This window comes from Halomicrobium mukohataei DSM 12286 (assembly GCF_000023965.1).
GTDB classification, from domain to species: domain Archaea; phylum Halobacteriota; class Halobacteria; order Halobacteriales; family Haloarculaceae; genus Halomicrobium; species Halomicrobium mukohataei.
The window spans coordinates 1,583,264-1,609,222 of the sequence record NC_013202.1 but is presented as its reverse complement, the minus strand read 5'-3'; the positions used below and the strand labels follow the sequence as shown (position 1 = coordinate 1,609,222).

Sequence of the window (25,959 nt, the reverse complement as noted above, 5' to 3'; positions counted from 1 at the left end):
AAAACGGGAAACGCGTGTTCTCAGTCTGTGGGAACGCGCTCCCCGTGGGTCGCGGGGAGCGGACCGTCGTACTCGTCGGGCACGAACGAACACAGCGGATCGCTGCCCATCGGGTCGCCGGTCGCCGCGTACGCCCGCGAACGGCTCCCGCCACAGACCCCGCGGTAGGGGCAGGCACCGCATTTGCCTTCCAGGGCACTGTCGTCACGGAGGCGCTGAAACAGCGCCGACTCTCGATACAGATCGACGACGCCCTCCGAGCGGACGTTGCCGGCCGACTCCGGGAGGAACCCCGAGGGGTACATCTCGCCGGTGTGACTGACGAAGGCAAAGCCCTGGCCCGCGCGGATGCCGGTGCGACGCTGGAGCCCGTCGTTCTCTCCGGCCTCTCCGTCGCGCTCTCGCTCGATGGTCACCCGTCGATAGTGGGGTGCTTCCGTCGTCTTGAGGCCGAACGGCTCCGACTCGGAGACCTCGTGGAGCCACTCCATCACTCGCTCGGCCCGGTCGGGGCTGATCTGGGTCAGCACCCGACCCCGACCGACCGGGACGAGGAAGAACACCGACCACATGACCGCACCGAGGTCGGCCACGAGTTCCCGGATCGCCGGCAGCTGGTCGACCGTCTCGGCACACACCGTCGTGTTGATCTGCAAGGGGAGATCGGTCTCACGGGCGGCCTCGGCGGCCGCGAGCGTCGCCTCGAAGCTCCCGGACTCGCCGCGGAAGGCGTCGTGGGAGTCGGCGTCGCCACCGTCCAGAGAGAGGGCCATCCGGCGGAGCCCGGCGTCCTGCAGGGCTTCGATGCGCTCCGGGGTCAGCGACTCGGTGCCGCTGGGGGTCAGTGTCATTCCCAGTCCCTGCCGGGTACCGTACTCGACGAGTTCGGTCACGTCGTCGCGCACGAGCGGGTCGCCCCCCGAGAGCACGACCAGCTGGCCGTCGCCGAAGTCGGCGGCCTGATCGAGCAACCGCTTGCCCTCGGCGGTCGTGAGCTCGTCGGGATGACGCTCGGGCCGGGCGTCGGCCCGGCAGTGCTTGCAGGTCAGCCCACAGGCCTGTGTCAGCTCCCAGATCAGCACCAGCGGCCGTTCCTCGACGTCGACGCCCCTCATTGCACCTGGACGCGGACCACGTGGCCGCCACAGCCACACTGTTCGACGTAGTCGTAGGTCACGTCCTCGCGCGCTTCGAGGGCGTCGTAGAGGTACGTCTCCGGGTGGCCGTGCTCGCCGTGCGTGACGAGGTTGACGTGGTTGCCCGAGGCCGTGTGTTCGATCGCGTCGATCGCCTGGGCCACGACGAGGTCGCGGTCGTCGCCGTGGGCTGGCTGTTCGAGGTTCACCGACCAGGAGTTCTCGTGGACGTGGTCGGTCACGGGCTCGACGTCGTCGTGTGAGACGCTCATACGAACAGCTTGGAGCGCCACGACCGACTGCACCGTCCCGAACATGTGAGGGAGATTTTCCAGGGGGGCGAGAACCGGACTACGAGAGCTCCGCTTCGAGCCAGTCGAATTGCGCGTTCAACTCGGAGCTGCGCTGGCGCTTGACGACGGTCGCGTCCAGCACCTGGCCGACGATCGGCAGGTCCACGGCCTCGAACGTGGTCGTCGCCGAGATCGTCGTGCCGTCGTCGGTCTCTTCGAGGTGGTAGGCCGTGTGCATGTCCTCGAAGATCCCCTCTTCCTGTTCGTAGGCGAGCACGGCGTCGTCGTCCTTGACGATGCCGGCGATGAGCTCGACGTCGAACAGCCCCACGCGGTTCTGGATCCGGATGGTCTCGCCCTCCACGCGGACGGCGTCGAACCCGGCGGCACTCATGAACGACTCGGTCTCTTCGACCAGCGAGCGGACCGCCTCGGGCGCGGCCGGCAAATCCCGCGTCACCGTTACTTCTTGCATGAGTGCTGGCGCGTCGCCCGTCCGGTTAAGCCTTCTGCGGTCGCTGGGCGAGGCCGCTCCCGACAGCGCGGTTCTCTCCGAAGGGTTTTCCGCGTCGCTGCCGTTGCCGAACATGTTCGGGACAGGAGCCGTCGCCCGGACGAACATATTCGCACACATGCCACGAGCCGAACTGACGCTGACGATTCCAGAGGAGGTGTGGATCGGTTCGCTCTCGCGGTCGTTTCCGGACGCGGAGTTTCGCATCCTGGCGGCGGTCCCCGGCGAGGAGTCGGGCGTCGGGCTCACGGAGATCACCGCCGACGAACTGGTCGCCATCCTCGGCCAGATGGACGAGAGTGAGGCCGTCACCAGTTTAGAGATTCTCCAGCGCTGGGAGGACACGGCGCTGGTCCAGTTCGAGACCAGCGATCCGCTCCTGTTGTTCCCGGTGCAGGGCTCCGGTATCCCACTGGAGATGCCGTTCAGACTCAGCGACGGCGAGGCCCGCTGGGAGATCACCGCGCCACAGGAGCGACTGTCCGCGCTGGGCCAGCAACTCGAAGAGTTCGGCATTCCGTTCCACGTCGAGCGGGTCAGCCAGCACGTCGAGACCGAGCAGCTGCTCACGGGGAGCCAACTGGAGTTGATCCAGGCCGCCGTCGAGAACGGCTACTACGACACGCCGCGGGACTGTTCGCTGACCGAACTCGCCTCGGAGGTCGGCATCGCCAAGTCGACCTGCAGCGAGACGCTCCACCGGGCCGAGGAGAAGATCGTCAAGGAGTTCGTCGAGGAACTGGGCTGACGCCTCTCTGGCCCGAACGCGATCACTCCGTCAGCCCGTCCAGCAGGTACGTCGCCAGCCCCTTGTCCAGCGGGTCGTTGGCGTTGCCACAGTGGGGCGACTGCACGCAGGCCGGGCAGCCGTCGGCACAGTCACAGGACCGCAGCATCGAGAGCGTCGTCGCCAGCAGCCCCTCGACGTCGTCGTAGGCGCTCCGGACGATGCCGACGCCGCCGGGATGGCCGTCGTACACGAAGATCGTGGGCTCGTCGGTGTGGGGGTGCAGCGGCGTCGAGAGCCCGCCAACGTCGCGGCGGTCACAGAGATACTCGAAGGGGAGCATCGAGATCGCGGCGTGTTCGGCGGCGTGGATGCCGCCGGGGAAGTCGCCGGGATCGTCGGGGGCGGGCGGACGGTCGCGGCCGTCCGCCGTCCCGTCGTCGGTCGCCGGGACCGCCTCGCCAAGCATCGCTCGCTCTAGATCCGCGGGGACGGTGAAATACAGCGCTTTGGTCCTGAGGGTTGTCTCGGGGAGATCGAGGCTACGCCGCCCGATCACCTCGCCGTTCTGCCCGTCGCGGCGCTCGTAGCCGGTGATCTGCTTGCGCATGGTCACGTCCGCAAAGCGCACGGGCACGTCGGGCCGGGCGTCGAGCGTGTCCGCTCGCAGGTCGGCCTCGACGGTGATCTCCTTCTCGTGGCGCACGCGGGTGAAGTAGTCGGCCCACGTCCGGTCGAGTTCGGCGATGCCGTGATCGAGGTCGAGGTCGGTCACCTCGTAGGTCGTCCCCTGGTGGTGGTAGATCGCGCCGGGGTGTGCGTCTCGCAGCGCGTCGCCGAGGGGTAGCGTCGCGATCGTGTCCTCGCCGTGGCGCAGCTGGATCGACTGGTCGTCGACGGTCCGGAGACTCGTCTCGTGCTGTGGACTGCCCTCGCCGCCGTACACCCAGCGGGTCCCCTCCGCAGTCGTCCGGCGCGCGAGGCGGCCGTCCCGCTCCAGGTCGGCCACCAGCGCGGGGAACGTCTCGCCGAAGTACCGGTCGTCGTCGGGTTTCAGCCACGTCTCGCGGGCGGCCGAGCAGGCGTGTGCGGGCATGAGCTGTTCGTTCTCCGGGTTCGTCACCGCCTGCTCGGGCGGGTGCTCGAACAGCGTGTCCGGGTTGTCGACGACGTACTGGTCGAGCTGGTCCTCGCCGCCGACCAGCACGACGAGGGCGGGGTCGCGCCCGCGTCCGGCCCGGCCCGCCTGCTGGAAGGTCTGCATCCGGGTGCCGGGGTAGCCATCGAGCACGACGGCGTCGAGACCGCCCACGTCGACGCCGAGTTCCAGCGCGTTCGTGCTCCAGACGCCACGCAGCGCGCCGGACTTGAGTTCTCGCTCCAGCCGACGGCGACGGTCGTCGGTCAGTGCGGCCTGGTACGCACCGACGGCGTCCGCGAGGTCGTGGGCTCCCCGGTCGCGCAGTGCCTCGGCGCTGTCCGCCGCGTAGCGCTCTGCAGTCTGGCGCGAGCCGGTGAACACCACCGTCTGGAGGCCCCGCTGGACCAGCTCGACGAACAGCCGTCTGGTCTCGACGTGACTGGACTTCCGGCGGCCGCTCCCCCAGCCGTCCCCGCTGTACTCGGGCGGGTTCCACACCAGCCAGTGGCGGGGGCCGCTGGCGCTGGCGTCGTCGTCGACGAGTCGGTACGAGGACGGGGCAGTGCCGGTCACCGTCGCCGCGTGCTCGACGGGGTTGCCGATCGTCGCCGAGCAACAGAGCCACTCCGGCTCGGCGTCGAACCGCTCTGCGATGCGCTGGAGGCGTCGAAACACGAGTGCGACGTGACTGCCGAACACCCCCCGGTAGCTGTGGACCTCGTCGACCACGACGGTGTCGAGTCGCTGGAAGAACCACTTCCAGAGGCGGTGTGCGTGGGGCAAGATGCCGTAGTGGAGCATGTCCGGCGTCGTCAGGAGGACGGTGGGCTGGCGCTCGCGGATCTGCTCTTTCTCGGTCTGGGACTGGCGGCCGGTGTACTGGGCGACCGACACGCCCGACGCGAAGCCGAGCCGATCCGCCAGCGTCGAGAGCGTCTCCGTCTGGTCGTTGATCAGCGCGACCTGGGGGGCGACGTAGAGTGTGGTCCGGCGATCTTCGAGGGCGCGCTCGAAGGCCGGCACCGTGTAGGCGAGACTCTTTCCGCTCGCCGTCGCGGTCGAAAGCACCACGTTGTCGCCGTCACGGACGGCTCCGACGGCGTCGGCCTGGTGGGCGTAGAGCTGTTCGATGCCGTCCTCGGCCAGCGCGTCGGCCAGTCGGTCGCGTACGTCGAGGTCGGCGACGGTCGCGTCCCGTCCCGGTACCGTCCGCTGGTCGACGATCTGCCCCTCGTAGAAGGGTCGTTCCCGGAGCCACGCGATAGTCTCGTCCACGACGGCTCAGTGGGCCGCCGTCGTCTTCGGGCTGTCGTTTCCCGCGCCGATCAGTTCCCGAACAGCCGCTGGAGCAGCCCGCGCTCGGTCGCTCGCTCGGCGAGCAACACCGAGCAGTCCACGTCCGACAGCACGTCGAGGTGCAGCGAGTCGCTCCCGATCCGCGAGAGGAGCCCGTCTCTGGTCGCCCCGATGATGATGAGGCCGTGTTCCGGTGCGGCCCGCACGATGGCCCCCTCGACGTCGCCGCTGTCGTCGACGATGCGGTCTGCCGATTCGAGGTCGTTGTTCTTCGCCCACCGGGCGAGAAAGTCCTCGTTTTCCGTCCGCCGGCCCGGCCCGTCGGCGACCCGGAGCAGCGAGATCGCCGAACCGACGGTCTGGCCGAGCGCACTGGCGACTTCGCCGCTCAGCACGGAGTGTTCGTTGCCCGCGACCGGAATCAGGATCTCCTCGGGATCGAACCCGCGATCGGCAAGCACCAGGAAGTCCGCCGGGAGCGAACTCGTCAGCTCGTCGAGCGGGCGTTCGGCCCGGCCGGCCTTCCAGAGCGCGTCCTCGTCCCAGCCCATCACGACCGTGTCCGCGCCCTTCCGGTCTGCGAGCTGGAACACCTCCTCGATGGAGCGATGCGAGACGATCGTCGAGGTCTCGGAGTCGACCTCGTAGCTGGACGCGATCTCGCGGACCCGCTCCATCTGTGCGTCGGATTCGGCGACGATCTGGTCGGTCTGGTCGCCGCCGTACCCGCCCGCCAGCCGGTCGGGCAGGCGGACGATGTGGACGAACTCCACGTAGGCCGCCTCCTTGCCGGCAGCGTACGCACACGCGAGCTCGGCGAGGGTCCCCTCGGTCCGCGGGTTGGAGATCGGAACAAGGATCCGCTCGGAGCCAGCGCCGTGTCCGGCCGCTCGCTCGCTCGTGTCGATCAGGGGCACGTACGACCGCCCCGCGAGACCGCCCAGGATCCACTCTCGCCAGGAGAGCTGTCGGTTGGCACCGTCGAAACGGGCCGACTCCAGGCGCTCCTCGGTCGTCTGGAAGTAGTTGACGACGGTGACCAGCAGGATGCCGCCGACGGTGTTACCGAGCAACACGGGGAGCACGAACTCGACCATCCCGACGACGACCCCGAGATCGCCGACCAGCACCAGATACACCATCTCGGTAAAGGAGACCACGACGTGGTAGAGCCCGCCAAGCGGGATCGCGAGGAAGGCGAGGTAGACGACGGCGATCCGCGAGATCGTGTCCCGAGAGGCGTACTCGACCCAGACGACGCCAGCGACGATCAGCCCGGCGAACGCGGCCTTCACGAACAGTTCGCCCTGGCTCGCCTTGATGCCCTTCTGTGCGATCGAGAACGCCGCGGCCGTCCCGTCGGCCGACAGCACCCCGCCCCAGGCCAGCGCCATCGCGCCGATCGCGCCGCCGGTGAAGTTCCCGGCGAGCACGACGATCCAGTTGCGCAAGAGCGCGGGCACGCTGGCGATGCGCTCCAGCGTCAGCGCGACGGGCGGCAGCGTGTTCTCCGTGTACAGCTGGTAGCCGCCGATGATGATGTAGATGAACCCCAGCGGGTACAGGAGCGTGCTCAGAATCGGGTCGCCGCCGGTCGAGGCCGTCAGCGACACCAGCATCAGGAACGTGATCGTGATCGCGAACCCGGCCGCCAGACCGCTGAAGTACAGCTCGCGACTGCCCGACGTGATCTCCTCGTCGGCCGCGGCGACGATGCGCTGGAACACCTCGTCGGTCGAGAACCGGTCGCGAACGACCCGTCCCACTGCCGGAGCCCCACTGCGAGACCGCTCGACGGCCTCTCTCACGCTCTCCTCGGGATCTGGTGGATCCTGTTCGTCCATCGTCGTGATTCTCCGTCGGCCCCGAGGAAAGCGTTTGGTTTCCGGCGTGACGCCAGCGCTTTTGTGCGAGCGTCCGTCGCCGTCCACATGGACAAGCAGACGCTGCGCCAGCGCGTGTGGGACGACCTCGAAGAGAGCGGCGACGCCCGGTTTCCGTTCCCGCCCCACGGTCGCATCCCGAACTTCGCCGACGCGGACGCCGCGGCCGACCGGCTGGCCGAGACGGCGATCTGGGCGGACGCCGACGCCCTAAAGGCCAACCCCGACGCCCCGCAGCTCCCGGTCCGGCGGGCGGCGATGCGGGCCGGCAAGACCGTCTACATGGCCGTCCCGCGGTTGCGCGACGAGCGGTGTTTCATCGAACTCGACCCGGCGGCGGTCGACGACATCGACGACGCCACGACCGTCAGCGGCTCCAGCGAGGCGGGCGTGCAGGTCGGCCCCGACGAGATGCCCGCGATCGACCTGATCGTCTCGGGGAGCGTCGCCGTCAGCGAACGCGGTGCGCGGATCGGCAAGGGCGAGGGGTACAGCGACCTCGAATACGCGCTGCTCCGCGAACTCGATCTGGTCGACGACGAGACGCCAGTGGTGACGACGGTCCACGAGCGCCAGCTTCGAGACCACGAACTCGTCGACGAACACGACGTACCGATGGACCTGGTGGTGACGCCCGAACGGACCGTCGAGACGGCGACGCCGTACGACCGCCCGGACGGCATCGACTGGGCGGCCCTCGACGAGGACCGCATCGAGGAGATGCCGGTGCTCGAAGCGCGGCGTCCCTGACCGCGCTACACCAGCATCACGGGCCGCTCACACGCCTTGACGACCTGTGCCGTCACGGTGCCGAGCGTGCGGTCGTGGTCCCGGCCCTGGTATAGTAGCCATTGAAAATCAATGCACACCCGATCGCACGATGGCAGTGCGATCGGTGTGTAAATCGTTTCAATTGTTACTATAGCCCATGACGACGAGGTCGGCCTCGATCTCGTCGGCGTAGCTCCGTATCTCCCGGCTCGGCTCGCCGTGACAGTTGTGCAGCTGGGTACTGATGCCGCGGTCGCGAGCGCGCTGGGCCAGGCGCTTCAACAGCGCGGTGCCGTCGTCCTCGCGCTGGCCGACGACGAGTTCGGTCGCCGACAGCGCGGGTTCGCCGATCGTCCCGGTGTCGACGACGTGCAACAGGGCGAGCGAGCTGTCCGCTCGGTCGGCCAGCGCCACCTTATTCAGCGAGGGAGTCCCGCCGTTCACGGCGGGCGGGAATCGCGTAAGCTCTAGTGACTATCCACCGTTCAATTCCCGGCCTACTCCCAATTATTTATATATAGTTAGTCCCACTTGTGATGTGTAGATGGAGATTCAGCGTACTGCTGTCGTCAAACTTTCCGTCCCCGACCAGCGGCGCGACGACCTGAAACGAACGATGAACACGTTTCGGGACGCTGCACAGCGGTTTGCCAACCGGGGATGGGAAAGAGATGACAATGGGTACGTGATAACGTCGCGCTCTCGACTACAACCGCTCGTCTACGACGACATACGGGACGACACCGGCCTTCACTCAGACTTGACCGTGGCCGCCGTCAACCATGCCGCCGACGCGCTTACCGGCTGTGTAGACAAAATGAAAGCTGGCGAACGCCCCTCAAAACCTGTGTTCACGTCGAACACGACCGTCTACAACACCAGTGCAATCAGTTACTTCGACGGATACTGTTCGCTGGCCGCTTACGGAAGTGGGCGTGTTCATGCTGAATACGTCTACCCAGACGACTCGCTCCAGGCCGAATACATGGAGAGTAGCGAGTGGACCAAACAAGGCGCGAAACTCCGATACGACCATCAGACCGATACCTACTACTTGCACGTTTCCGTCAAACAGGAACGCGAAGATTCGTTGGAAGAGGCCGAGAGCCGAACAGTTCTCGGCGTAGACCGGAACGTCGACGGGTATCTTGCTGTCACCAGTACAGGAGCGTTCATCGGCAACGCTGACCTACTGAACCACAAGCGCCGCGAGTATGAACGTCGTCGCGCCCGACTACAACAACAGGGGACGCGAAGCGCACACCTCACGATTCAGTCAATCGGTGACACCTTCGCTAACTGGTCCGAGGACGTTCTACACCAAACGTCGAAACGACTGGTGAAAGAAGCCATGTCACGGGGCTGTTCGGCAATCGTGTTCGAGGACTTGGAACAGATACGAGAACGTATCTCGAACGCCTCGAAATTCCAGCAGTGGGCGTTCCGCGAGTTGAAGCGCCAGACGACATACAAAGCCCGTGCCGAAGGAATCGCTGTCGAATCAGTCCATCCGGCCTACACCAGCCAGCGGTGTAGTCACGCCGACTGTGGCTTCACCCACGAGGACAACCGCGACGGCGACCAGTTCACCTGCCAGAAATGCGGGAAAGAACTTCATAGCGACTACAACGCGGCGCGCAACATCGCACACAGATTCATCCAGAACCGGCTCAAGTCTGGTTCTGGAGGGGCGACCCATCACCTCGCCCTGAAGTCGGGAACAGTGAACGGGAACGGCGACTACTCGCCTTCCACAGTATAGTGGACAGACCGGGAGTCCACCGACAAACCTCGCCGTTCACGGCGAGGTAGGTGATCGCACTGTCGAACGCCCGGTTGGCGTGGTCGCTCCCGTCGGTCGGAACGAGAATCGTCTCGTACATACTCCGTGGTACGGCAACACTAGTCAAGACGGTTGTTACCAACCCAGTTCCCGATAGCAACACCGTACGTGTCGGTAACGCAGCCGAAACGGAGCAGCTACTCGCGGACACCACACCTATGTCGCTGGCTCGTCAATCCCGTGTATGGACCGGGCGAACAGTGTCGATCGAACGCGAGCGCCGCGAGGGGACACCGTCGACGTCCTCTACGTCGACCCGGACACGGACTCGACGGTTCGAGACTCGTTCGGCGACAGCGGGCCGTTTCGCGTCACACACGTCGCCGACGCGGCGACGGCACTTGCCCACGTGACGGACGGATCGACAGACTGTGTCGTCAGCGAACAGGACCTCCCGGACGGTAGTGGGCTGTCGCTGCTGCGATCGATACGGCGTCGCGCCCCGTCGCTCCCGTTCGTGTTGTTCACCGACGACGGCAGCGAGACGGTCGCCAGCGAGGCGATCGACGCCGACGTGACCGGCTATCTCCGGCGGACGCCACTCGAAGAACAGCTCCCCACGCTCGTCACGACCGTCACCGAGGCAGTGAGCCGCCCGCACGAACAGTCGGCGATCCTCGATCGCATGACCGACGCGTTCTTCGCGCTGGACGTGGAGTGGCGGTTCACCTACCTCAACGAACGGGCGCGAGAGATCGTGTGTGACGCCGCCGACGTGGATCGGTCGATCGACGACCTCGTCGGGACCCGAATCTGGGATCTGTTGCCGGAAGTCGTCGACACGGAGTTCTACGACCGATACACCGAAGCGATGGACGAACAGCGGGTGACGACCTTCGAGGCCGAGTACGAGCCCCTCGGGACGTGGTTCGAGGTGCGGGCCTACCCCTCGGTCGACGGGCTCTCGGTGTACTTCCAGGACGTGACGGATCGAAAGCACCGGATCGAGACGCTCCGGGAGCGCGAGCGCATCCTCAAGGAGATGTACCGCGTCGTCTCCGAGAAGACGCTCAGCTTCGAGGAGCAGGTCGATCGGTTGCTCTCGATCGGCCAGTCGGTGCTCGGAACCGACTACGGGGCGCTCTCCTCCAGAGAGGGCGACGAGTACGTCTTCGAGGTCGTTCGCGATCCGACCGGCGACACCCAGCCCGGGGACCGGGTCGCGCTCGACGAGACCAACTGCGAGCGGGCGATCGTCACCGAAGAGACGCTGGTCCTCGAAGACATCGCACGGGACGCGCCGGAACTGGCCGAACGCGCCGGATACACCGACGATGGCATCGCCTGCTATCTCGGTACCCCCGTAGTGGTCGAGGACGAGGTGTACGGCACGTTCTGCTTCTACGACCGAGAGCCACGGACCGAGCCCTTCTCGGACTGGGAGATCGCCCTCGTGGAACTGCTCGGCAACTGGGTGAGCTACGAACAGGAGCGCCGCCGTCACCAGAACGAGATCGCCCGCGAGCGAAACCGGCTCGAAGAGTTCGCCAGCGTCGTCAGCCACGACCTGCGCAACCCGCTCAGCGTCGCACTCGGACGGATCGACGTGGCACGCGAAACCGGGGCCGAGGAGCACTTCGACGCGATCGAGCGGTCGCTCCAGCGGATGGACACGCTGATCGAGGACATCCTGTCGGTGGCACGCGACGGCAGGACCGTCTCGGAACCGACGCCGGTCGACATCGAGACCGTCGCCGAGGACGCCTGGGCGGTCGTCGAAAGCGACGAGGCGACGCTGCGAATCGACGTCGACGACCGTTTCCTCGGCGACGCGACGCGTCTCCAGCAGCTCCTGGAGAATCTCTTTCGAAACGCGGTCCAGCACGCCGGTCGAGGGGTCGTCATCACCGTCGGGCCCCTCGAAGAGGGGACCGGCTTCTACGTCGCCGACGACGGCCCCGGTATCCCCGAAGACGAGCGCGACGACGTCTTCCAGTCTGCCTACACGACCATCGACGACGGCACCGGGTTCGGCCTCAAGATCGTCTCCGAGATCGCCGAGGCTCACGGCGGATACGTCACCGTCACCGACGGCGACGACGGCGGGGCGCGCTTCGAGATCCGTGACCTGCCCCTCGCCTGATCCCGTCGCAGTGCCTTACTGCTCGACGGCGTCGGCGGCGTCACGGAACAGTCCGTCGAGGTTCTCGGGCAGGGTCGGGTGGTAGGAGCGATCGGGCAGCTCCCGAACGTCTAACCCCATCTCGACGACGATCTGCATCGTCTTCGCGAAGCTGTCGGCGTGGTAGTGCATCCCCTGCCAGCCGAGCACGGTGCCGTCTGCCCGGTCGACGACGAGCTTCGCGAGCCCCTCGGGAACGTACTTGGACTTGAAGACCCCGTCGTCGCTCGCCTGCCGGGTCGCGACGGCGATATCGTGGCCCGCCTCTCTGGCGGTCTGTTCGTTGTGGCCGACGCGGGCGAACGGATAGACGCCGAGCCCGGAGAAGATCACGTGATGGTGGACGTTCTCGTAGGGCTGGGGCGCGTTCCCGGCTTCCTGTCGGCGGATGTTCTCTGCGGCGGTAAAGCCCTGCTCCTTGGCGACGTGGAGGATCGGCTCCTTGCCGTTGACGTCGCCGACGGCGTACACGTGGTCGTGGGCTGCCGTCTGCATCGTCTCGCGGACCCAGTCGCCGGAGACGGCGATCTCCGTGTTGTCCAGTCCGAGCCCCTCGACGGTCGGGCGGCGGCCGGTGAAGCAAAACAGCTGGTCGGCCTCGTAGGTCTCCCGAGTGGGACCGTCGGCCCCGTCGTCCTCGAACTCGACGGTGAGCCGGACGCCGCCGTCGTCGGTCGCTTCGAGACGCCGTTCGTGGCAGTTGGTCGGAATCTCCAGGTCCCAGTGGTTCCGATACAGCTCCAGTGCGGCGTCCCCGAACTCGGGGTCGGCCTCGTCGATCGGTCGGTCGTCGTGCTCGACGACGGTCAGGTCCATCCCGCCGGCCTCGGCGAGGTACGGGACCATCTCCATGCCGATGTAGCCAAAGCCCATCACGATCCCGGAGTCGGGGAAGTCGGTGGCGTCCAGCACGTCGGCGCTGGTCATGAACTCGACCTCGTCGATCCCCGGAACGTCGGGGACGTTGACGCTGGAGCCGGTGGCGACGACGACGTAGTCGGCGTCGAACTCCTCGCCGCCCGCGCGGACGGTGTGTGGGTCGACGAACCGAGCGGTGTCGTGGACGAAGCGCACGTCGTCGCGCTCGGCCAGCTCCTCGATGCCGGCGCGGCGGTGGCCCGCCCACCCGAGGGTGTGGTCGTCCTTGCGCTCGACGGTCCGTTCGAGGTCGACCTCGGGCGCGTCGCCGACCAGTCGGTCGTCGTGGCGGGCCTGGAAGCGATGGGCTCCTGCCGAGAGGACTTCTTTCGAGGGCATACAACCCCGAAGGATACAGAGTCCGCCGCCGGGCTCGCCGTCGTCGATCAGCGTCAGTTCGATACCCGGTTCCTCTGCCAGCTCGCCAGCGACGGCGGCTCCGGCGCTGCCGTAGGCTCCGATGATGACGACGTGGGTCATACCGACACTAAACGGACGCCGACCCAAAAGCGTTCAGTAACGTGGCGCTCACCGGCGTCGCCGTCGGGCTACTCGTCGGGCCCGCCGACGGTCGGGGCCTGCGTGGCCTTCTGTTTCGGCCCGATCCCGAACAGGGAGGCGAGGCGGCGATCCTCGTTGATCAGCGCGTCCCACAGCACCAGCGCCGGTGGAAGGACGAGCAGCGACGCCAGGAAGGCGAAAGTGATCGACAGCCCGGTGAGGATGCCGAACTGACCCAGCGCGGGGAACAGCGCGAGCGCGAGCACGCCGATCCCCGAGACGGTGGTGAGCATGCTGCCCAGCAGCGCCCCACCGGTGCCACGGACCGTCCGGTCGAGCGCCGTCCGGAGGTCGTGTTCCGCGCGCTCGTCGGCGAACCGGTGGGTCACGTGGACCGAGTAGTCGACGCCGAGTCCGATCGTGATCGCCAGGATCGTCGCGGTGATCGCGTTGAACGGGATGGCGAGGAACCGCATCGACGCGGCCACCATCGTCACCGTCACCGCGACGGGGAGGACGTTGACGATCCCCAGCGTGGCGTACCCCTCGAACACTCGGTAGATGACCATCAGGAAGATCGCCGAGCCGATCAGCGCGACGGCGAGACTGGTGATCGCGGATTCGAGGATGAGGTCCGAGACGGCCTTGAACACGACGGTGTTGCCGGTCGCGGTCGCGGTCATCCGGAACCGATCGGCGACCGTTCGGGTGTCCTCGGTGATCTCGTTCTGTTCGGCGTCGGCCTCGACCGTGTAGACGACGCGGGCGCTCCGCCGTTCCGCCGTCATGTAGTTCTCGGCGCGGTCGCCGGCCGGCGAGGCGAACAGTTCGTCGTAGATCAGTTCGAGGTTCTGGTCCGGAACGCCGTTGTCGTTCTGGTCGTTGCGGTCGACGAGCCGGCGAAACTCGGGATCTTGCTGGGCGTAGCTCTGGATGACGGTGACGATCGAGGTCGACTCCGCGCGGCCGTCGCTCTCGGCGAAGGAGTCCGGCGGGTCGTCTCCGGCCCGATAGATCTCTTCGAGCGCCGTGTCCCGTTGCATCGGCCCTTCGACGTACACCGTCGTCTCACTCGACTGCGTGGTCGCGAACTTGTCTTCGAGGTAGTTCAGCTGCGCGGAGACGGTGTACTCGCCCGGCGCGAACGGTTCCGGTAGCTCTTCGAGGAACGCCGGGGTGTCCTCTGGCGGGAGGAAGTCCTCCTGGCTGAACGTCGTGTCGATTTCCTGAGCGTAGACGCCAGCGCCGGCACTGCCGACGAGCAGGACGACGAGGACGAGCGCCGGTGCGGCGTCGCCGATCGTCACTCCGACTCGCAGTACCGATCCCAGCGCCGAATCCTCGGAGCCAAGCGGCGTCTCGCTCAGCGTCGGGATCGGGTAGCGCTCGCGGAGCCGGTCGATCTCGACTTTCGCGGCCGGGAGGAAGATTCCGAAGATGAGGAACGTAAAGACGATGCCGACCCCGGCGACGACGCCGAACTCGCGGATAGGCTCCAGCGCGCTCGTGAAGTTCGCCAGGAAGCCGATGACCGTCGTCCCGGTGACGATGAAGAACGCCACCAGTAGCTGATCGGTCGTGGTCCGCATCGACTCGTCGACGCCCCTGCCGAGCACGAGTTCCTCGCGGTAACGGTTGACCGCGTGGATCCCGAAGTCGATCCCGACGGCCAGCAACAGCGGCGGCACGGCGATCAACATCTGGCTGAAGGGGATGCCGGCGATACCGGTGAACCCGAACGTCCAGACGATCGCCATCAGCAGGGCGAACAGGCCCAGCGCGAGGTCGACGGGATCGCGGTAGGCGATCGAGAGGAACAGGAAGATGAAGAGGACGGCGGCGGGAACGACGATCAGCAGGGAGTCGGTGATGACGCTCCCGAACTCGTCGGCGACGATACCGCTACCGAAGACGGTGATCGAACCGCCAGCGGCGGAGTCGACCTGGAACTCAGCTTGCTTCTGGATCGCGGTCAGGGGACTGGAGCCACCCTGCCCCGACCCCGACGAGAGTCCGGCGGGCACCTCGTGGCTGATGACGCCGATCGACGCCGAGGCGCTGGCGTCCCCGCGGTTGAAGTCCTGGCTGACGATCGAGCTGAACCGCGGGCTCGATTCGTCGGCCCGGCGCACCGCACGGTCGATCTCGGACGCGGGGGCGCGCTCGATCGCGTCGATCTGCTGGTCGAGGGTCGTCGCCGACGGATCGAGCGTCTGTGCGACGATCGCGGCGGCACTGCTCGTCGACGTGACCCGCATGTCCGGGTGGTCCTGCACCCGCTTTTGGGCTTCGAGCATCCGCAGCATGGCCGGCTTCGAGAGGACGTTGTTCTCCTTTTGAATGAGCTGCGTACTCCCGGTGTCGGTCTCGAAGGTCGGAGAGAACTCCCGGTTGATGTCTTCGAGCGCCTGCTCCTCTTCGAGGCCGGTGGCGAACTGCGAGGTCCCGGCGGACGTGGAGATGTTGCTGAGCCCCGCCCCGAAGACGAGTGTCAGGACCAGGAACGCCAGGATGACGCGCCTGGAGTCGTAGATGATCTTGTCGTCGATCCAGTCGATGTAGCGTTGGTACTCCATGTGCTATCGGAACCGAACGTAGCCGCCCACGGCAGCGACGATCAGGACGACCACCACACCGATCAACACGAGCGGTGAACTGCCGCCGCTCGACTCTTCGACCTCGACCGGGATGTTGTACGTGTCCGAGGTGACCGTGTCACCGTCGGCTTCGTCGTACTGGAAGTCCATCGAGACGGGATAGGGCTTCGAGAGCGCACTGCTGCCCGCGCTGATCGAGAAGGTGATCTCCCGGGACTCGCCCGGTGAGAGTTCGTCCACGAACGCCTCGTCGTCGTTGGCCGAGATCGGCGAGTCGGCGAAGATCTTGGCCTTGATGTCGCTGAGCGTCTGGTTCTTGGCGTTCGTGATCTCGACGGTGAGCTCCGTCCCGTCGCCGGCAGAGACGTTTGCACTCCGGATGGCTACGTCGAACTCGTCGCGCTCTGGCGCGACGTCGGCACGGACGTTCATCGAGTCACCGGTGCGCTGTTCGTCGTCGTCGTTGGTGTAGCGCGTCTGGAGCGTGAACTGTCGGGGGCCGCTGCGCGCGCTGTCGCTGATGTCCACGTCGAAGTCGAACGACGCGGACTCGCCCGCGTCGAGGTTCCCGATCGAGTACTCCGTTTCGATCGGATCGACGTTGCGCTGCTCGCTGGCCCACACCACGACGACGTCTTCGGCGGTGCGGGGGCCGGTGTTGGTCAACTCGGCCGACAGCGTCCCGTCGTCACCGACTTCCAGGTCCGCGTCGACGGTGTCGACGGCGAAGGTCTGCTCGGCGACCGGCCGCAGCGAGAGGGACACGTCCTGTCGATGGGTGGCGGAGTCGTCCGGTCGATCGTACTCGACCGTCGCGTCGACCGTGTAGTTGCGCCGCTCGGCATCGTCACCGGCCCGAGCGTCGAAGGTGAGAGTCCGTTCTGCGCCCGGTTCCCACTCCTCGACGTACTGGCTGGCGCTGTTCGACTGGCCGAACGTGATGTCTGCGTTCTGTGAGGTCAGCTGGACCGAGGCGTCCGTGAGCGTCTCCGATCCGTCGTTGCGAAGCGTGACGGTGTAGTCACCGCTGTCACCGACCGGAACGGTGCTGTCGATCGAGCTGACGGTGAACTCCTGTTCTGGCTCCGGGGTCACTTCGACGGTGACCGGCTGGCTCGTGCGTGACTCGCCGCTCCCGAGTTCGTAGTCCGCCGTCAGCGTGAACGGGTACGGTTCGGACTCGGCGGTCTGGGCGGCACTCAGCCGGTAGGTGAAGGTCCGCTGTTCGTCGGGTTCCCACTGTTCGACGTATCGTTCTGCGCTCGCGGACTGGCCGAGCGTCAGGTCGGCGCTGGGGGAAGCCAGCGAGAGGGTCGCGTCTCGGGCCGTCGCCGACCCGTTGTTTTCGACGGTGAGTTCGACGGTGCCGGTCCCGTCGACCCGCGTCGTCGTGTCTACGTCGGTGACGTCGAGTCGGGCCGACTCCTCGATTTTCACCTGCACGTCGTAGGTCCGGCTCTCGGACTCGCGGTCCCGCGAACCCGACGCCTCCGAGACGTAGCTGTAGTAGTCGTACTCGACGGTGACCTGCACGTCGTAGGTTCCGGGTTCGGCGTCGTCCGGAACGGAGACTTTGAACGGGAGCGGCTCGCGCGTCGATCCCTCCGGAAGCGACCCGACGGCCTGCTCACCCGTCTCGACGGTCAGCGGAGCGTTTCCGTTGTCGACGCTGACGGTCGTTCCGCGAGCGGTCGTCACCTCGCTGTTGAGCGCGGGGTTTCGCGCCGACCCCGAGTCGAGGTCGCCGCTGTTGACGAGGACGACGTCCAGCGTCGACTCCTCGCCGGGTGCGAGGGTGTCGTCGGCCACGTGAACGCTGATATCGGGACTGCCGGTGACCGCTGCCGTGGCGAGTCCCGACGTGACGAGCAATACAACGACGGCTATCGGAAGAAGGGTGCGTCCGTTCATGAGTTTCTGGCCCGCCAGACCGTTCGAGGTGCCGTGTCGCGGCGGGCCGATCCACGCCACAGAGCACAAAAGAGGGCGTGGCGGTCGGTCGACGCTCGCAGCCGAGCGCTCTCGAACGATCGTTCGGGCATTCGTGTCGAACGAACGTTCGGTATCATATCAATCTATCGCTGTCGCACCCACCGAAACCCTTACCAAGCCGACCGAATATTCGTTCGGTATGGCTCCAGAGACGCCCTTCCCGGGCGACCCCGACGACTCGCGGGAGGCGATCATGCGTGCGACGTACTGTGCGCTGAAGCAGTACGGCTACGCCGGGCTCTCGATCCAGCGGATCGCCGACGAGGCGGATCTGAGCAAGTCGACGTTCTACCACCACTACGACGACAAACACGATCTGTTGACCTCGTTCGTCGACTTCATCCTCGCGGAGTTCACCCGCGTGTTCTCACTGGAGGCCGGCGACGGTCCGGAAGCGAACCTCCGGACGTTCGTTCGTCTCATTCTCGACCCGACGACCGCCGAGAAGGTCTCCGAGGAATCGCCCGCGTCGACAGTGCTGGGCACCTACGTCGAACTGCGCGCACAGGCCGTCCAGGACGAGACGATCCGCGAGAAGTTCACCGAGGTCGACCGCAGCTTCGAGGACCAGATCGCGGAGATCGTCGAAAACGGCGTCGCGTCCGGCGTGTTCAGGGACGTGGACCCGGAACAGACCGCGACGTTCGTCTCGACGCTCGTCGCCGGACAGACGTTCCGACAGTCGACCAGAGACGACGACCCCTCGGAGGCAGTGCTGGCTGCCTTCGACGACTACGTACGGGAATCGCTGCTCCGAGACGACGCCTGACCACGGCGTCGATGAGACACTGTTTTACCGTCTGGCGATCAGTGACGAAACGATGACGGGGGTTGGTGTACGCGGTCAGCGTCTGGTGGTGAGCGCCGTCACACTCGTCTGTGTCGCCCTCGCGGTCACCGGTGTGTTCACACAGGACACCGCCGTGGCGACAGTGCTGGTCGCCGCCGGGACACGCCGGCTCCGTGGCGTCGGCGGACTCCTCGCTGGTATCGTCGTCGGCGCTGTCTCCGGGGCGGCGATCGGCTACGTCGCGGTCGCGTTCCTGGGCGTCCCACTCGCGATGTCCGGCGCGGTGGGTCTGGGTATCGCACTCGGGGGCGGCATCGGCGTCGTGACCAACTACGCCGCGACGGGCGACGGCGAGCCGGTCGACGAGACGATGACCGTCGGACGGGAACCGCGACGGCCCACCCCGACGCCCGCGGACCTGTTCGACGACCATCCCGATCCGGTCCTGTACGTCGTCGACGACGGACACGGCCCGGTCGTCCGCGCCGCCAACGCCGCCTACGCCGAGACGTTCGACGTTCCGGCCGACGCCGTCGCCGACGCACCGCTGGCCGAGGCAGTACTGGCCGGCGAGGACGCCGACGAGGTCGTCACGGCGGTCGCCGACGGCGCGGGGCTCGATACGGTCGTGACCTGCGAGACGGCCGACGGCCCGCGACCGTTCAGAGTCCGGACGGCCGGGAGCGGCGACGACGGCTATCTCGTCTACACGCCCCGCCGTCGCGATCAGCCCGGATGACGGCCGATCTCTTTGAACGCCCGCTCGATGTCGTCGAACTCGCCGAGCGTGTCGTCCATCTCGTCTTTCAGCGCTTCGATGCGGTCTCGTAGCTGGGCCACGTCTTCGTTGTCGTCGAGCGTCTGTGCGGTCTTCTCGGCTTCGAGCAGGGCGAGCTTCGAGGTCGCTTCGAGATACTGGGTCAACTGGTCGTCGTACCGTCGCGCCGTGAGCTGCTGTTCGATCGCGGCGACGAGGTCGTCTTTCTCGATCGGCTTACAGAGGTAGTCGTCGAAGGCCATGTCGATGATCTCGAAGTCCGGATCGACCGCCGTGATCATGATCACTCGACAGTCGACGCCGCGTTCCCTGATGGTCTGGAGGACCTCGTCACCAGAGACTCCCGGCATCCGCCGGTCGAGCAACACCACGTCGATGTCCTCACCATCCCCGATGGCGTCCAGTGCCGCCTCGCCGCCGTAGGCCGTCTCCGTGTCGAACTCGTCACGCAGCCGCAGCGCGTACACGTCGGCGACCTCTTTCTCGTCGTCGACGACGAGGACGGTGGCATCGTCAGTTGACTCTGACACTAGGTTCAACGTTGGTAGCCGCGTGCATATATTTGTTTGTCGTCCGCCCTCGCTCGATTCTGTCTCGATCTCCCTGAAAAAATCTCGGACGGCCGTCGTAGGGCCGCCTCGTCCGGCTCCCGCGGAACGGAAGTTTAAAGATTACCTCACGGCGAAAATCCGAACAAGGATGTTCACGCCACTGCAAGTCGTCGACAGCTTCCTGTTGAACTACAACCTCGGTGACGTGTTGCTGCTGGTGACTGTCCTCGGTGCGGTGGGGGTCTTTCTGCAGCGGTCGAACAAGGCGCTCGGGCTCCACCTCCTCTCGTTTGGCCTGCTGTTCCTGATCCTGCCCGGTGGCATGTTCGAACCGGCCGCCGGCAGCCTGCTCGGGACGATCGCGATGTACAAGTTCGTCGGACTGGGACTGCTCGTCGTCGCACCCGTCATCTACTCCGTCGGCCGCCGCTAGGCCAACTTCCCGAGCGCGGCGAAGAAGTCACGCTGTGGCCCGGCGATCTTGACCGACTCGCTCGCGCGAGCGACAGTCACCTGTGACGGTGGCGCGACGGCCTCTCTCACTCGGCCGTCGCTGACGACGACGCTCTCGGCACCGCTTTCGATACGGACTGTAATCTCGCTGCTGTCGTCGACGACCAGCGGTGGCATCGCTTCCTCGCCCGCCATCTCGGTGACGACGAGCCCGTCGACGCCGGGATGGACCAGCGGTCCGTCCTCGCTGAGGTTGTACGCCGTCGAGCCCGTCGGCGTCGCGACGAGCACGCCGTCCGCGTGACCGCTCGTGTACAGCGACCCGTCCACGCGAACCTCGAACCCCGCGCCGCCGCCGTGACCGCGCTGTGATCCCTGTATCACGATCTCGTTGAGGGCCGGCGGGAGCGTCCAGTCGTCACCGGTGGCCCGAAGCCGAGGTACCGTGCGCGTCCGCGCACTCCCGGTTTCACGGATCCGGCGGACCTCCTCGACGACGGTCTCGACCGCCTCGTCGGGAGCGACCGCGTTCAGAAAGCCGACCTCACCGAGGTTGACGCCCAGGATCGGCGTCGATCCGGCCCCCCGTGCGGCAAACAGGAAAGTGCCGTCGCCGCCGATGCTGACCACCAGATCACAGCCGTCCATCTGGTCGACGCCACGGCCCGTCGGCGTCGCCGTCTGCCCGTCCAGCCAGCGGCTCTCGTCGGCCGACAGGGCGGCCGCCGTCGTCTCGTCGAAGACGACCGTCGTCTCCCCGTCGTGCAGTCGTTCGAACAGCCGCGTCGCGAGCGCAGTCGCCCGTCGGTTCGATCGCTGGGCGACGATCCCGACCTTCATCGTCCCGGGTTTTCGGCGGCGCGTACATAAACCCGTTCACACGCCAATGTTCGCAGGTGATAACGTCGGCGGTAAGGTTAATCCGTTCGGGTAAAAACGGGCGCGTATGACGGCCACCGGGGCTCGATCACGCCATGAGTGAAGACGACGACGACTGGTTCGAGAGCGCCGTCGACGAGTCCGACGACGACGGCGAGTCAGAACCCGCCGACAGCGACAGCCCCTTCGAAGCAGACACCGACAGCGACAGCCCCTTCGAAGCAGACACCGACAGCGACAGCCCCTTCGACCGGGACGACTCCCCGGACGAAGCGGTCGGGAACGGTCCCTTCGACGGCGGTACCGACGAGGCGGGTCCCTTCGATGAAGACGACGACGGTTCGCTGTTCGACGACGACTTCGAGTCGGCGTTCGCCTCGGCCGGCGACCCGGGCGACGACTCCGAGGGGTTCGAGGACGATGACTTCGAGTCCGAGATCCCGCGGATCGACCTCGGCATCGACGGCCTCGACCAGATGATCCAGGGAGGCATCCCCGAACGCCACCTCATCGTCACCATCGGCTCTGCCGGGACCGGGAAGACCACCTTCGGCCTCCAGTTTCTCCACCACGGCCTCCAACAGGGCGACAACGCCGTGTTCATCACGCTCGAACAGAGCCGTGAAGCCATCATCGCCACCGCCGAGGAGCGGGGCTGGGAGTTCGAACACTACGAGGAGACGGGCCAGCTGGCCATCGTCGACCTCGACCCGGTCGAGATGGCCAACAGCCTCGACAACATCCGGGGCGAACTCCCGGCGCTGATCGAGGAGTTCGACGCCGACCGACTCGTGCTCGACTCGGTGTCCTTGCTGGAGATGATGTACGACGACCAGGCCAAGCGCCGGACGGAAGTGTTCGACTTCACCCGCTCGCTGAAAAACGCCGGGGTCACGACGATGCTCACCTCCGAGGCCAGCGAGGACAACCCCTACGCCTCGCGCCACGGCATCATCGAGTACCTGACCGACGCCGTCTTCGTCCTCCAGTACGTCCGCACCGAAACCCGTGAGACCCGCCTCGCCGTCGAGATCCAGAAGATCCGCAACGCCAACCACTCCCGCGAGACCAAGCCCTACGAGATCACGATGGAGGGCATCAGCGTCTACCAGCAGGCCAATATTTTCTAAACCGACCTTTTTCCGCTTCGGGTGCGCTTCGCGCACCGCTCGCGCAAAAACGTCGATGAAAAAAGCCGCGAGTCGTGCCGTCGGCACGCTCGCGGTGAACCCGGCGACCTGCCGGGTCCTCCGGACCGCTCGGTCGCCGGGGTGCTCACAGCAACGAACTTGCATGCACTATCGCGGCACGGAAGCCGCGACAGCATTGTGCGAGAGCTGAGAACGCAGAGACCGAACCAGTCGAGTAACGCCACTGACTGGAGAGACACGAGGTGCTATAGTAACAATTGAAACGATTTACACACCGATCGCACTGCGGCCGTGCGATCGGATGTGCATTGATTTTCAATGGCTACTATATCCACTCCGTTCACGTTGTCAGCCGTCTCGCCAAGAGTTAAGCGACCGCCGCGAGATCCGACGATCATGACGCTGCTCGTTCCCTTCGACGGGTCGGCGCTCGCACGAGCCGCCCTCGAACGCGCCGTGGAGTTCTCTGAGTACACCGGGCAAGACGTGGTCGCGCTCTCGGTGATCCCCGACGACGCCGACTACGCGGTCGAGCGGGGCTGGATCGACGAGGGCGAATCGTACGATCCAGCGGCCGTCGCCGACCGGTTCGAGCGGCAGGTGACAGAGATCGCGCCCGCGGCCACCTTCCGCGTCGAGCGGCCCGCGGACGTGAGTTCGATGGCGGACGTGACCACCGACGTGGTGCGGACGATCCGGGAAGTGTCCCACGATATCGAGGCTTCTATCGTGTTCATCGGCAGCGAGAACGCCGGGCGCGTGTCGACGCCGGTCTGTAGCGTCGGCGCGCCGATCTCGGAAGATCCCACCTACGACGTACACATCGTGCGCCACGCGGGGTGAACGGAGGCCACAGCACGCCGCGAGGCCCGCCCTACCGCGCGACGGTCACGGGCACGTCCGCCCGTCGGACGACCGTCTCGGCGACGCTGCCCAGGACGATCCGGGAGACGCCCGAGCGGCCGTGACTCCCCATGACGATCTGGTCGATGTCGTTGTCGTCGGCGTAGTCGACGATCGCCGTGGTCGGCCGCCCGACCTCGACGGCCCGTTCGACCTCGCGGTCGCCGATACCGGCGTCGGCGATCAGATCGTCGAACAACTCCTGTGCGGCGCTCTGTTGCTGTTCGTACCACTCCTCGGAAAAGGAGGGCATCGAGGCCTGTGCGCTGTAACCGGCTTCGGCCGGATTGATGACGTTCAGCAGGACGATCGTCGCGTCCGGAAATTCGTCGATCGCGAACTCGAAAGCCGTCTCCGCCTGCTCTGAGCCGTCGACCGGGACCAGAATTCGCTTGCCCATGTCCGGTACTGTCATGGCTGTGGATTATACCCTTCGACTGCTTCGCCGTGAGCCATCGCGCGTGCCGGCGGGATCACTCTCGCCCGTGCTTGGTCACGCAGGTCGCGAGTCCCTGGATCTCGACGGGCTCGGAGTTGTCCGGCGAGTACACCACCATCTGGCCTTTCTCCATGTAGGGGACCTTCGACTCCAGGTTCGCGGGGATGTTGACCGCGGAGATGGCGTCCTCGTCGCCCAGATTGAGGACGACGGTGCTGTTGATCTGTTTGAAGACGGGATCAGCGATGTCCTGGGGGTCCTGCGTGATGAGGAAGAGCCCGAGGCGCTCCTTGCGGCCCTGTTTCGCGGCCTCGGTGAACTTCCCGATGACCTTCCGGGCCTGGACGTTGTCGGCGTCGGTCAGGAAGTTGTGGGCCTCGTCCATCCCGAGGATGAGCGGCGTCTCCTTGATGCGGTCGTAGCGCGGGCTGTTCGAGAGCTTCTCGTCGACGAGCATCGAGGCCAGCGCCAGCACGACCGTCGTCTTCGAGCGGGAGTCGTTGATGTGGTAGGTCGGGACCACGCTGATCCCGCCCGAGCGGACGAACTGTTTGACCATGTCGGTGATCGGCCGGGCGTCCTGATCGAAGACGCCGCCGAAGCCGTAGGCCCGGCGCTTGACGGCGTCGAAGGTCGCCTCGTGGACGCGGCCGGACTCGTCGAGTTCCTCCTTGAGCGCGGGGTCGTCGAGGAACGTCGTGAACTGGTCGTAGGTCCCGTCCTCGCCGTACTCCTTCTCGAACCGGTCGAGCAGGTAGTGGAGGGCGCTGTACTGATTGTCGTTGAGCTGGCTGCCGGCGATCAGCCACGGGTTCGAGTAGACCATCGAGAAGGGGATGGTGAACTCGACCTGCTCGGCGCGGTGGTGGCTCGCGGCGTAGCTCGAACCCGACACCTTCGGGACGAACGCCGTCGTGTCCTCGTGGCCGCCACAGGCGATCCCCTCGCGCTCACAGCGGCGCTGGAACTCCTCGGGGAGGTCGCCGTCGTCGTGCATCTGAGCGTACTCGTCCTGTGGGTCGAACATGACCAGACAGGGAGACACGTCGCGGTCCTCTCCCTCGATGGGATACGTTCGGTCCTCGGCGAGGTACTGCCGGAGGATGTTCTTCGAGCCGTGGGTCTTGCCCGACCCGGTGCCGCCGGCCACGAGCGTGTGCCGGAAGACCAGCGGATCGCCCGCTTCGTAGTCGTCTTTTAGCCGGTAGTCGATCGTCGGCGGCTCGGCGGCCGTCTGGACCTTCTCGCCGCCGACCGAGAGATGCCCGAGGAAGACGCCGTCCTCGGGGATCTTCAGCCCGGTCTTGATCTCGCTCTTGTCGGTGGCCTGGCGGACGACTGTCTCGGGCTTTGGCACGCGGTCGGTCATCCGGCGCTTCATGTCGTCGCCCGTCCCATAGAGGACGGCGACGGGCTCCAGCGTCGCCATGAACTTGAAGTCCTGCTCGTCGATCCCACCCGAGCGCATGGCGCGGCGCGCGTGGATCTCGGTCGCGTCGTCGGCGCGGAACTCCTGGGCGTACTCCAGCGCCGAGATCCGACAGAACAGTCGCTCACCGTCCGGATAGGGGACGAGCAGGTACTTGCCGATGCGCACGTCCGAGCGGTTGCCGACGGTGACGTACGCCCGCAGGCAGGTCTCGCGCTCGTCCTCGCAGATCGCCAGCCCCTCCGAGGCCGAGAGGACGCCGATCCCGCGGTCGCGCCCGCTTGGCTCGATGTCCATCTCCTCGAAGGCCTCGTCCTCGTCGGCCGCGGCCCCGTCTTCGTCTCCCGTCGCTCCGTCGGCTGGCGTCGACGACTCGCTGTCGTCGGCGTCGAACTCCGTGAAATCCCCGAGATCAGACATACGGGACCAATGTCGCTCCCCCGACTAACCCCTTTCCCCCGGAGACGGTCACAATCCTCGTTGTGGCCATCTGCCGACGACCGATACTGTGCGACCGTTTTTCGCCTCGGATTCACGACGCGAACCGCTCGGCGAAAACCCGTCGATACCAAAAGCCGGTCTCGCTCCGCTCGACCAGTGAATCGCGCGGACGAGTGGTTCGAAGAATCCGGTCGTTCGAGCGGAATACGACTCGGACAATACAGGCAAAGAACGTGACGCGGGAAGCGACAACCCATCCGCTACCTGTTAGGATTCCGGTGCAAGATACAGAATATCTATATGCCAAATTAGCAGCATTGGCAGGCGTGGGAAATACTTAGCACACCTCTACCGGCTGACTAGAGATTCTGGCGGACACAACCATTTCATATTAGTTACTACATGTATCAT

The 25,959-nt window shown here is 66.1% G+C and carries 22 protein-coding genes; 9 read left to right on the top strand and 13 right to left on the bottom strand.

Features of this window, described 5'->3' with window-relative positions; all coding sequences use genetic code 11:
- Positions 1-20: 20 nt before the first annotated feature.
- From HMUK_RS08020 to HMUK_RS08010, 3 genes are all read right to left on the bottom strand, one after another.
- A complete protein-coding gene (locus HMUK_RS08020) occupies positions 21-1,115 on the bottom strand; it encodes a radical SAM protein (RefSeq protein ID WP_015762637.1) in 1,095 nt (364 codons plus the stop codon).
- Positions 1,112-1,408, bottom strand: a complete 297-nt coding sequence (locus tag HMUK_RS08015; protein ID WP_174259121.1) for a CGCGG family putative rSAM-modified RiPP protein — start codon at positions 1,406-1,408, stop codon at positions 1,112-1,114. The genes HMUK_RS08020 and HMUK_RS08015 overlap by 4 nt, the downstream gene beginning before the upstream one ends.
- Positions 1,409-1,487: 79 nt before the next feature.
- Positions 1,488-1,904, bottom strand: coding sequence for a hypothetical protein (locus HMUK_RS08010; protein ID WP_049940781.1), 417 nt, complete (start codon positions 1,902-1,904; stop codon positions 1,488-1,490).
- Between the two features lie 157 nt (positions 1,905-2,061).
- Here HMUK_RS08010 and HMUK_RS08005 point away from each other — a divergent pair, with 157 nt between their 5' ends.
- Positions 2,062-2,691 carry a helix-turn-helix domain-containing protein gene (locus tag HMUK_RS08005; protein ID WP_015762634.1) on the top strand — a complete coding sequence of 210 codons (630 nt, stop codon included), beginning with the start codon at positions 2,062-2,064 and terminating at the stop codon, positions 2,689-2,691.
- Between the two features lie 22 nt (positions 2,692-2,713).
- Here HMUK_RS08005 and HMUK_RS08000 read toward each other — a convergent pair whose 3' ends face one another.
- Complete coding sequence (locus tag HMUK_RS08000) at positions 2,714-5,086, bottom strand: DEAD/DEAH box helicase (RefSeq protein ID WP_015762633.1); 2,373 nt, start codon at positions 5,084-5,086, stop codon at positions 2,714-2,716.
- 50 nt (positions 5,087-5,136) lie between these two features.
- Positions 5,137-6,951, bottom strand: a complete 1,815-nt coding sequence (locus tag HMUK_RS07995; RefSeq protein ID WP_015762632.1) for a formate/nitrite transporter family protein — start codon at positions 6,949-6,951, stop codon at positions 5,137-5,139.
- An 87-nt stretch (positions 6,952-7,038) separates the two neighbouring features.
- Between HMUK_RS07995 and HMUK_RS07990 the strand changes: the two genes are divergently transcribed.
- The gene (locus tag HMUK_RS07990; RefSeq protein WP_015762631.1) at positions 7,039-7,740 is read left to right on the top strand and encodes a 5-formyltetrahydrofolate cyclo-ligase; all 702 of its coding nucleotides are present in this window, start codon (positions 7,039-7,041) and stop codon (positions 7,738-7,740) included.
- A 159-nt stretch (positions 7,741-7,899) separates the two neighbouring features.
- On the opposite strand, the gene HMUK_RS07985 is transcribed toward HMUK_RS07990, so the two are convergent.
- On the bottom strand, positions 7,900-8,205 hold the full coding sequence (locus HMUK_RS07985; RefSeq protein ID WP_015762630.1) for a universal stress protein: 306 nt from the start codon (positions 8,203-8,205) through the stop codon (positions 7,900-7,902).
- Positions 8,206-8,305: 100 nt separating this feature from the next.
- On the opposite strand from HMUK_RS07985, the gene HMUK_RS07980 reads away from it, so the two are divergent.
- Positions 8,306-9,523 carry an RNA-guided endonuclease InsQ/TnpB family protein gene (locus HMUK_RS07980; RefSeq protein WP_015762629.1) on the top strand — a complete coding sequence of 406 codons (1,218 nt, stop codon included), beginning with the start codon at positions 8,306-8,308 and terminating at the stop codon, positions 9,521-9,523.
- A gap of 265 nt (positions 9,524-9,788) precedes the next feature.
- A complete protein-coding gene (locus HMUK_RS07975) occupies positions 9,789-11,687 on the top strand; it encodes a hybrid sensor histidine kinase/response regulator (RefSeq protein ID WP_015762628.1) in 1,899 nt (632 codons plus the stop codon).
- Positions 11,688-11,702: 15 nt separating this feature from the next.
- Here HMUK_RS07975 and HMUK_RS07970 read toward each other — a convergent pair whose 3' ends face one another.
- The 3 genes from HMUK_RS07970 to HMUK_RS07960 form a co-directional block, all read right to left on the bottom strand.
- Positions 11,703-13,124: a dihydrolipoyl dehydrogenase family protein gene (locus HMUK_RS07970; RefSeq protein WP_015762627.1), complete on the bottom strand. Its 1,422-nt coding sequence runs from the start codon at positions 13,122-13,124 to the stop codon at positions 11,703-11,705.
- A 68-nt stretch (positions 13,125-13,192) separates the two neighbouring features.
- The gene (locus HMUK_RS07965) at positions 13,193-15,721 is read right to left on the bottom strand and encodes an efflux RND transporter permease subunit (RefSeq protein ID WP_015762626.1); all 2,529 of its coding nucleotides are present in this window, start codon (positions 15,719-15,721) and stop codon (positions 13,193-13,195) included.
- Between the two features lie 3 nt (positions 15,722-15,724).
- On the bottom strand, positions 15,725-17,551 hold the full coding sequence (locus HMUK_RS07960; RefSeq protein ID WP_223270941.1) for a COG1361 S-layer family protein: 1,827 nt from the start codon (positions 17,549-17,551) through the stop codon (positions 15,725-15,727).
- A 322-nt stretch (positions 17,552-17,873) separates the two neighbouring features.
- On the opposite strand from HMUK_RS07960, the gene HMUK_RS07955 reads away from it, so the two are divergent.
- Both HMUK_RS07955 and HMUK_RS07950 read left to right on the top strand, forming a co-directional pair.
- On the top strand, positions 17,874-18,503 hold the full coding sequence (locus HMUK_RS07955; RefSeq protein ID WP_015762624.1) for a TetR/AcrR family transcriptional regulator: 630 nt from the start codon (positions 17,874-17,876) through the stop codon (positions 18,501-18,503).
- Between the two features lie 52 nt (positions 18,504-18,555).
- The gene (locus HMUK_RS07950) at positions 18,556-19,263 is read left to right on the top strand and encodes a hypothetical protein (protein ID WP_015762623.1); all 708 of its coding nucleotides are present in this window, start codon (positions 18,556-18,558) and stop codon (positions 19,261-19,263) included.
- Here HMUK_RS07950 and HMUK_RS07945 read toward each other — a convergent pair.
- Positions 19,251-19,832: a response regulator gene (locus tag HMUK_RS07945; RefSeq protein ID WP_015762622.1), complete on the bottom strand. Its 582-nt coding sequence runs from the start codon at positions 19,830-19,832 to the stop codon at positions 19,251-19,253. The genes HMUK_RS07950 and HMUK_RS07945 overlap by 13 nt on opposite strands.
- Before the next feature lie 169 nt (positions 19,833-20,001).
- Here HMUK_RS07945 and HMUK_RS07940 point away from each other — a divergent pair, with 169 nt between their 5' ends.
- Positions 20,002-20,286, top strand: coding sequence for a hypothetical protein (locus HMUK_RS07940; protein ID WP_015762621.1), 285 nt, complete (start codon positions 20,002-20,004; stop codon positions 20,284-20,286).
- On the opposite strand, the gene HMUK_RS07935 is transcribed toward HMUK_RS07940, so the two are convergent.
- The gene (locus tag HMUK_RS07935; RefSeq protein ID WP_015762620.1) at positions 20,283-21,146 is read right to left on the bottom strand and encodes an NAD(+)/NADH kinase; all 864 of its coding nucleotides are present in this window, start codon (positions 21,144-21,146) and stop codon (positions 20,283-20,285) included. The two genes, HMUK_RS07940 and HMUK_RS07935, sit on opposite strands and share 4 nt — an antisense overlap.
- A 134-nt stretch (positions 21,147-21,280) precedes the next feature.
- Between HMUK_RS07935 and HMUK_RS07930 the strand changes: the two genes are divergently transcribed.
- Both HMUK_RS07930 and HMUK_RS07925 read left to right on the top strand, forming a co-directional pair.
- Positions 21,281-22,315: a KaiC domain-containing protein gene (locus HMUK_RS07930; RefSeq protein ID WP_015762619.1), complete on the top strand. Its 1,035-nt coding sequence runs from the start codon at positions 21,281-21,283 to the stop codon at positions 22,313-22,315.
- 417 nt (positions 22,316-22,732) lie between these two features.
- Positions 22,733-23,179: a universal stress protein gene (locus HMUK_RS07925; protein ID WP_015762618.1), complete on the top strand. Its 447-nt coding sequence runs from the start codon at positions 22,733-22,735 to the stop codon at positions 23,177-23,179.
- Positions 23,180-23,210: 31 nt separating this feature from the next.
- Here the strand turns inward: HMUK_RS07925 and HMUK_RS07920 are convergent, their stop codons facing one another.
- Both HMUK_RS07920 and HMUK_RS07915 read right to left on the bottom strand, forming a co-directional pair.
- Positions 23,211-23,639, bottom strand: coding sequence for a universal stress protein (locus HMUK_RS07920; RefSeq protein WP_018257735.1), 429 nt, complete (start codon positions 23,637-23,639; stop codon positions 23,211-23,213).
- Between the two features lie 73 nt (positions 23,640-23,712).
- Entirely contained in the window at positions 23,713-25,527 is a 1,815-nt protein-coding gene (locus tag HMUK_RS07915; RefSeq protein WP_015762616.1) for an ATP-binding protein, read from the bottom strand.
- Between the last annotated feature and the right edge of the window lie 432 nt (positions 25,528-25,959).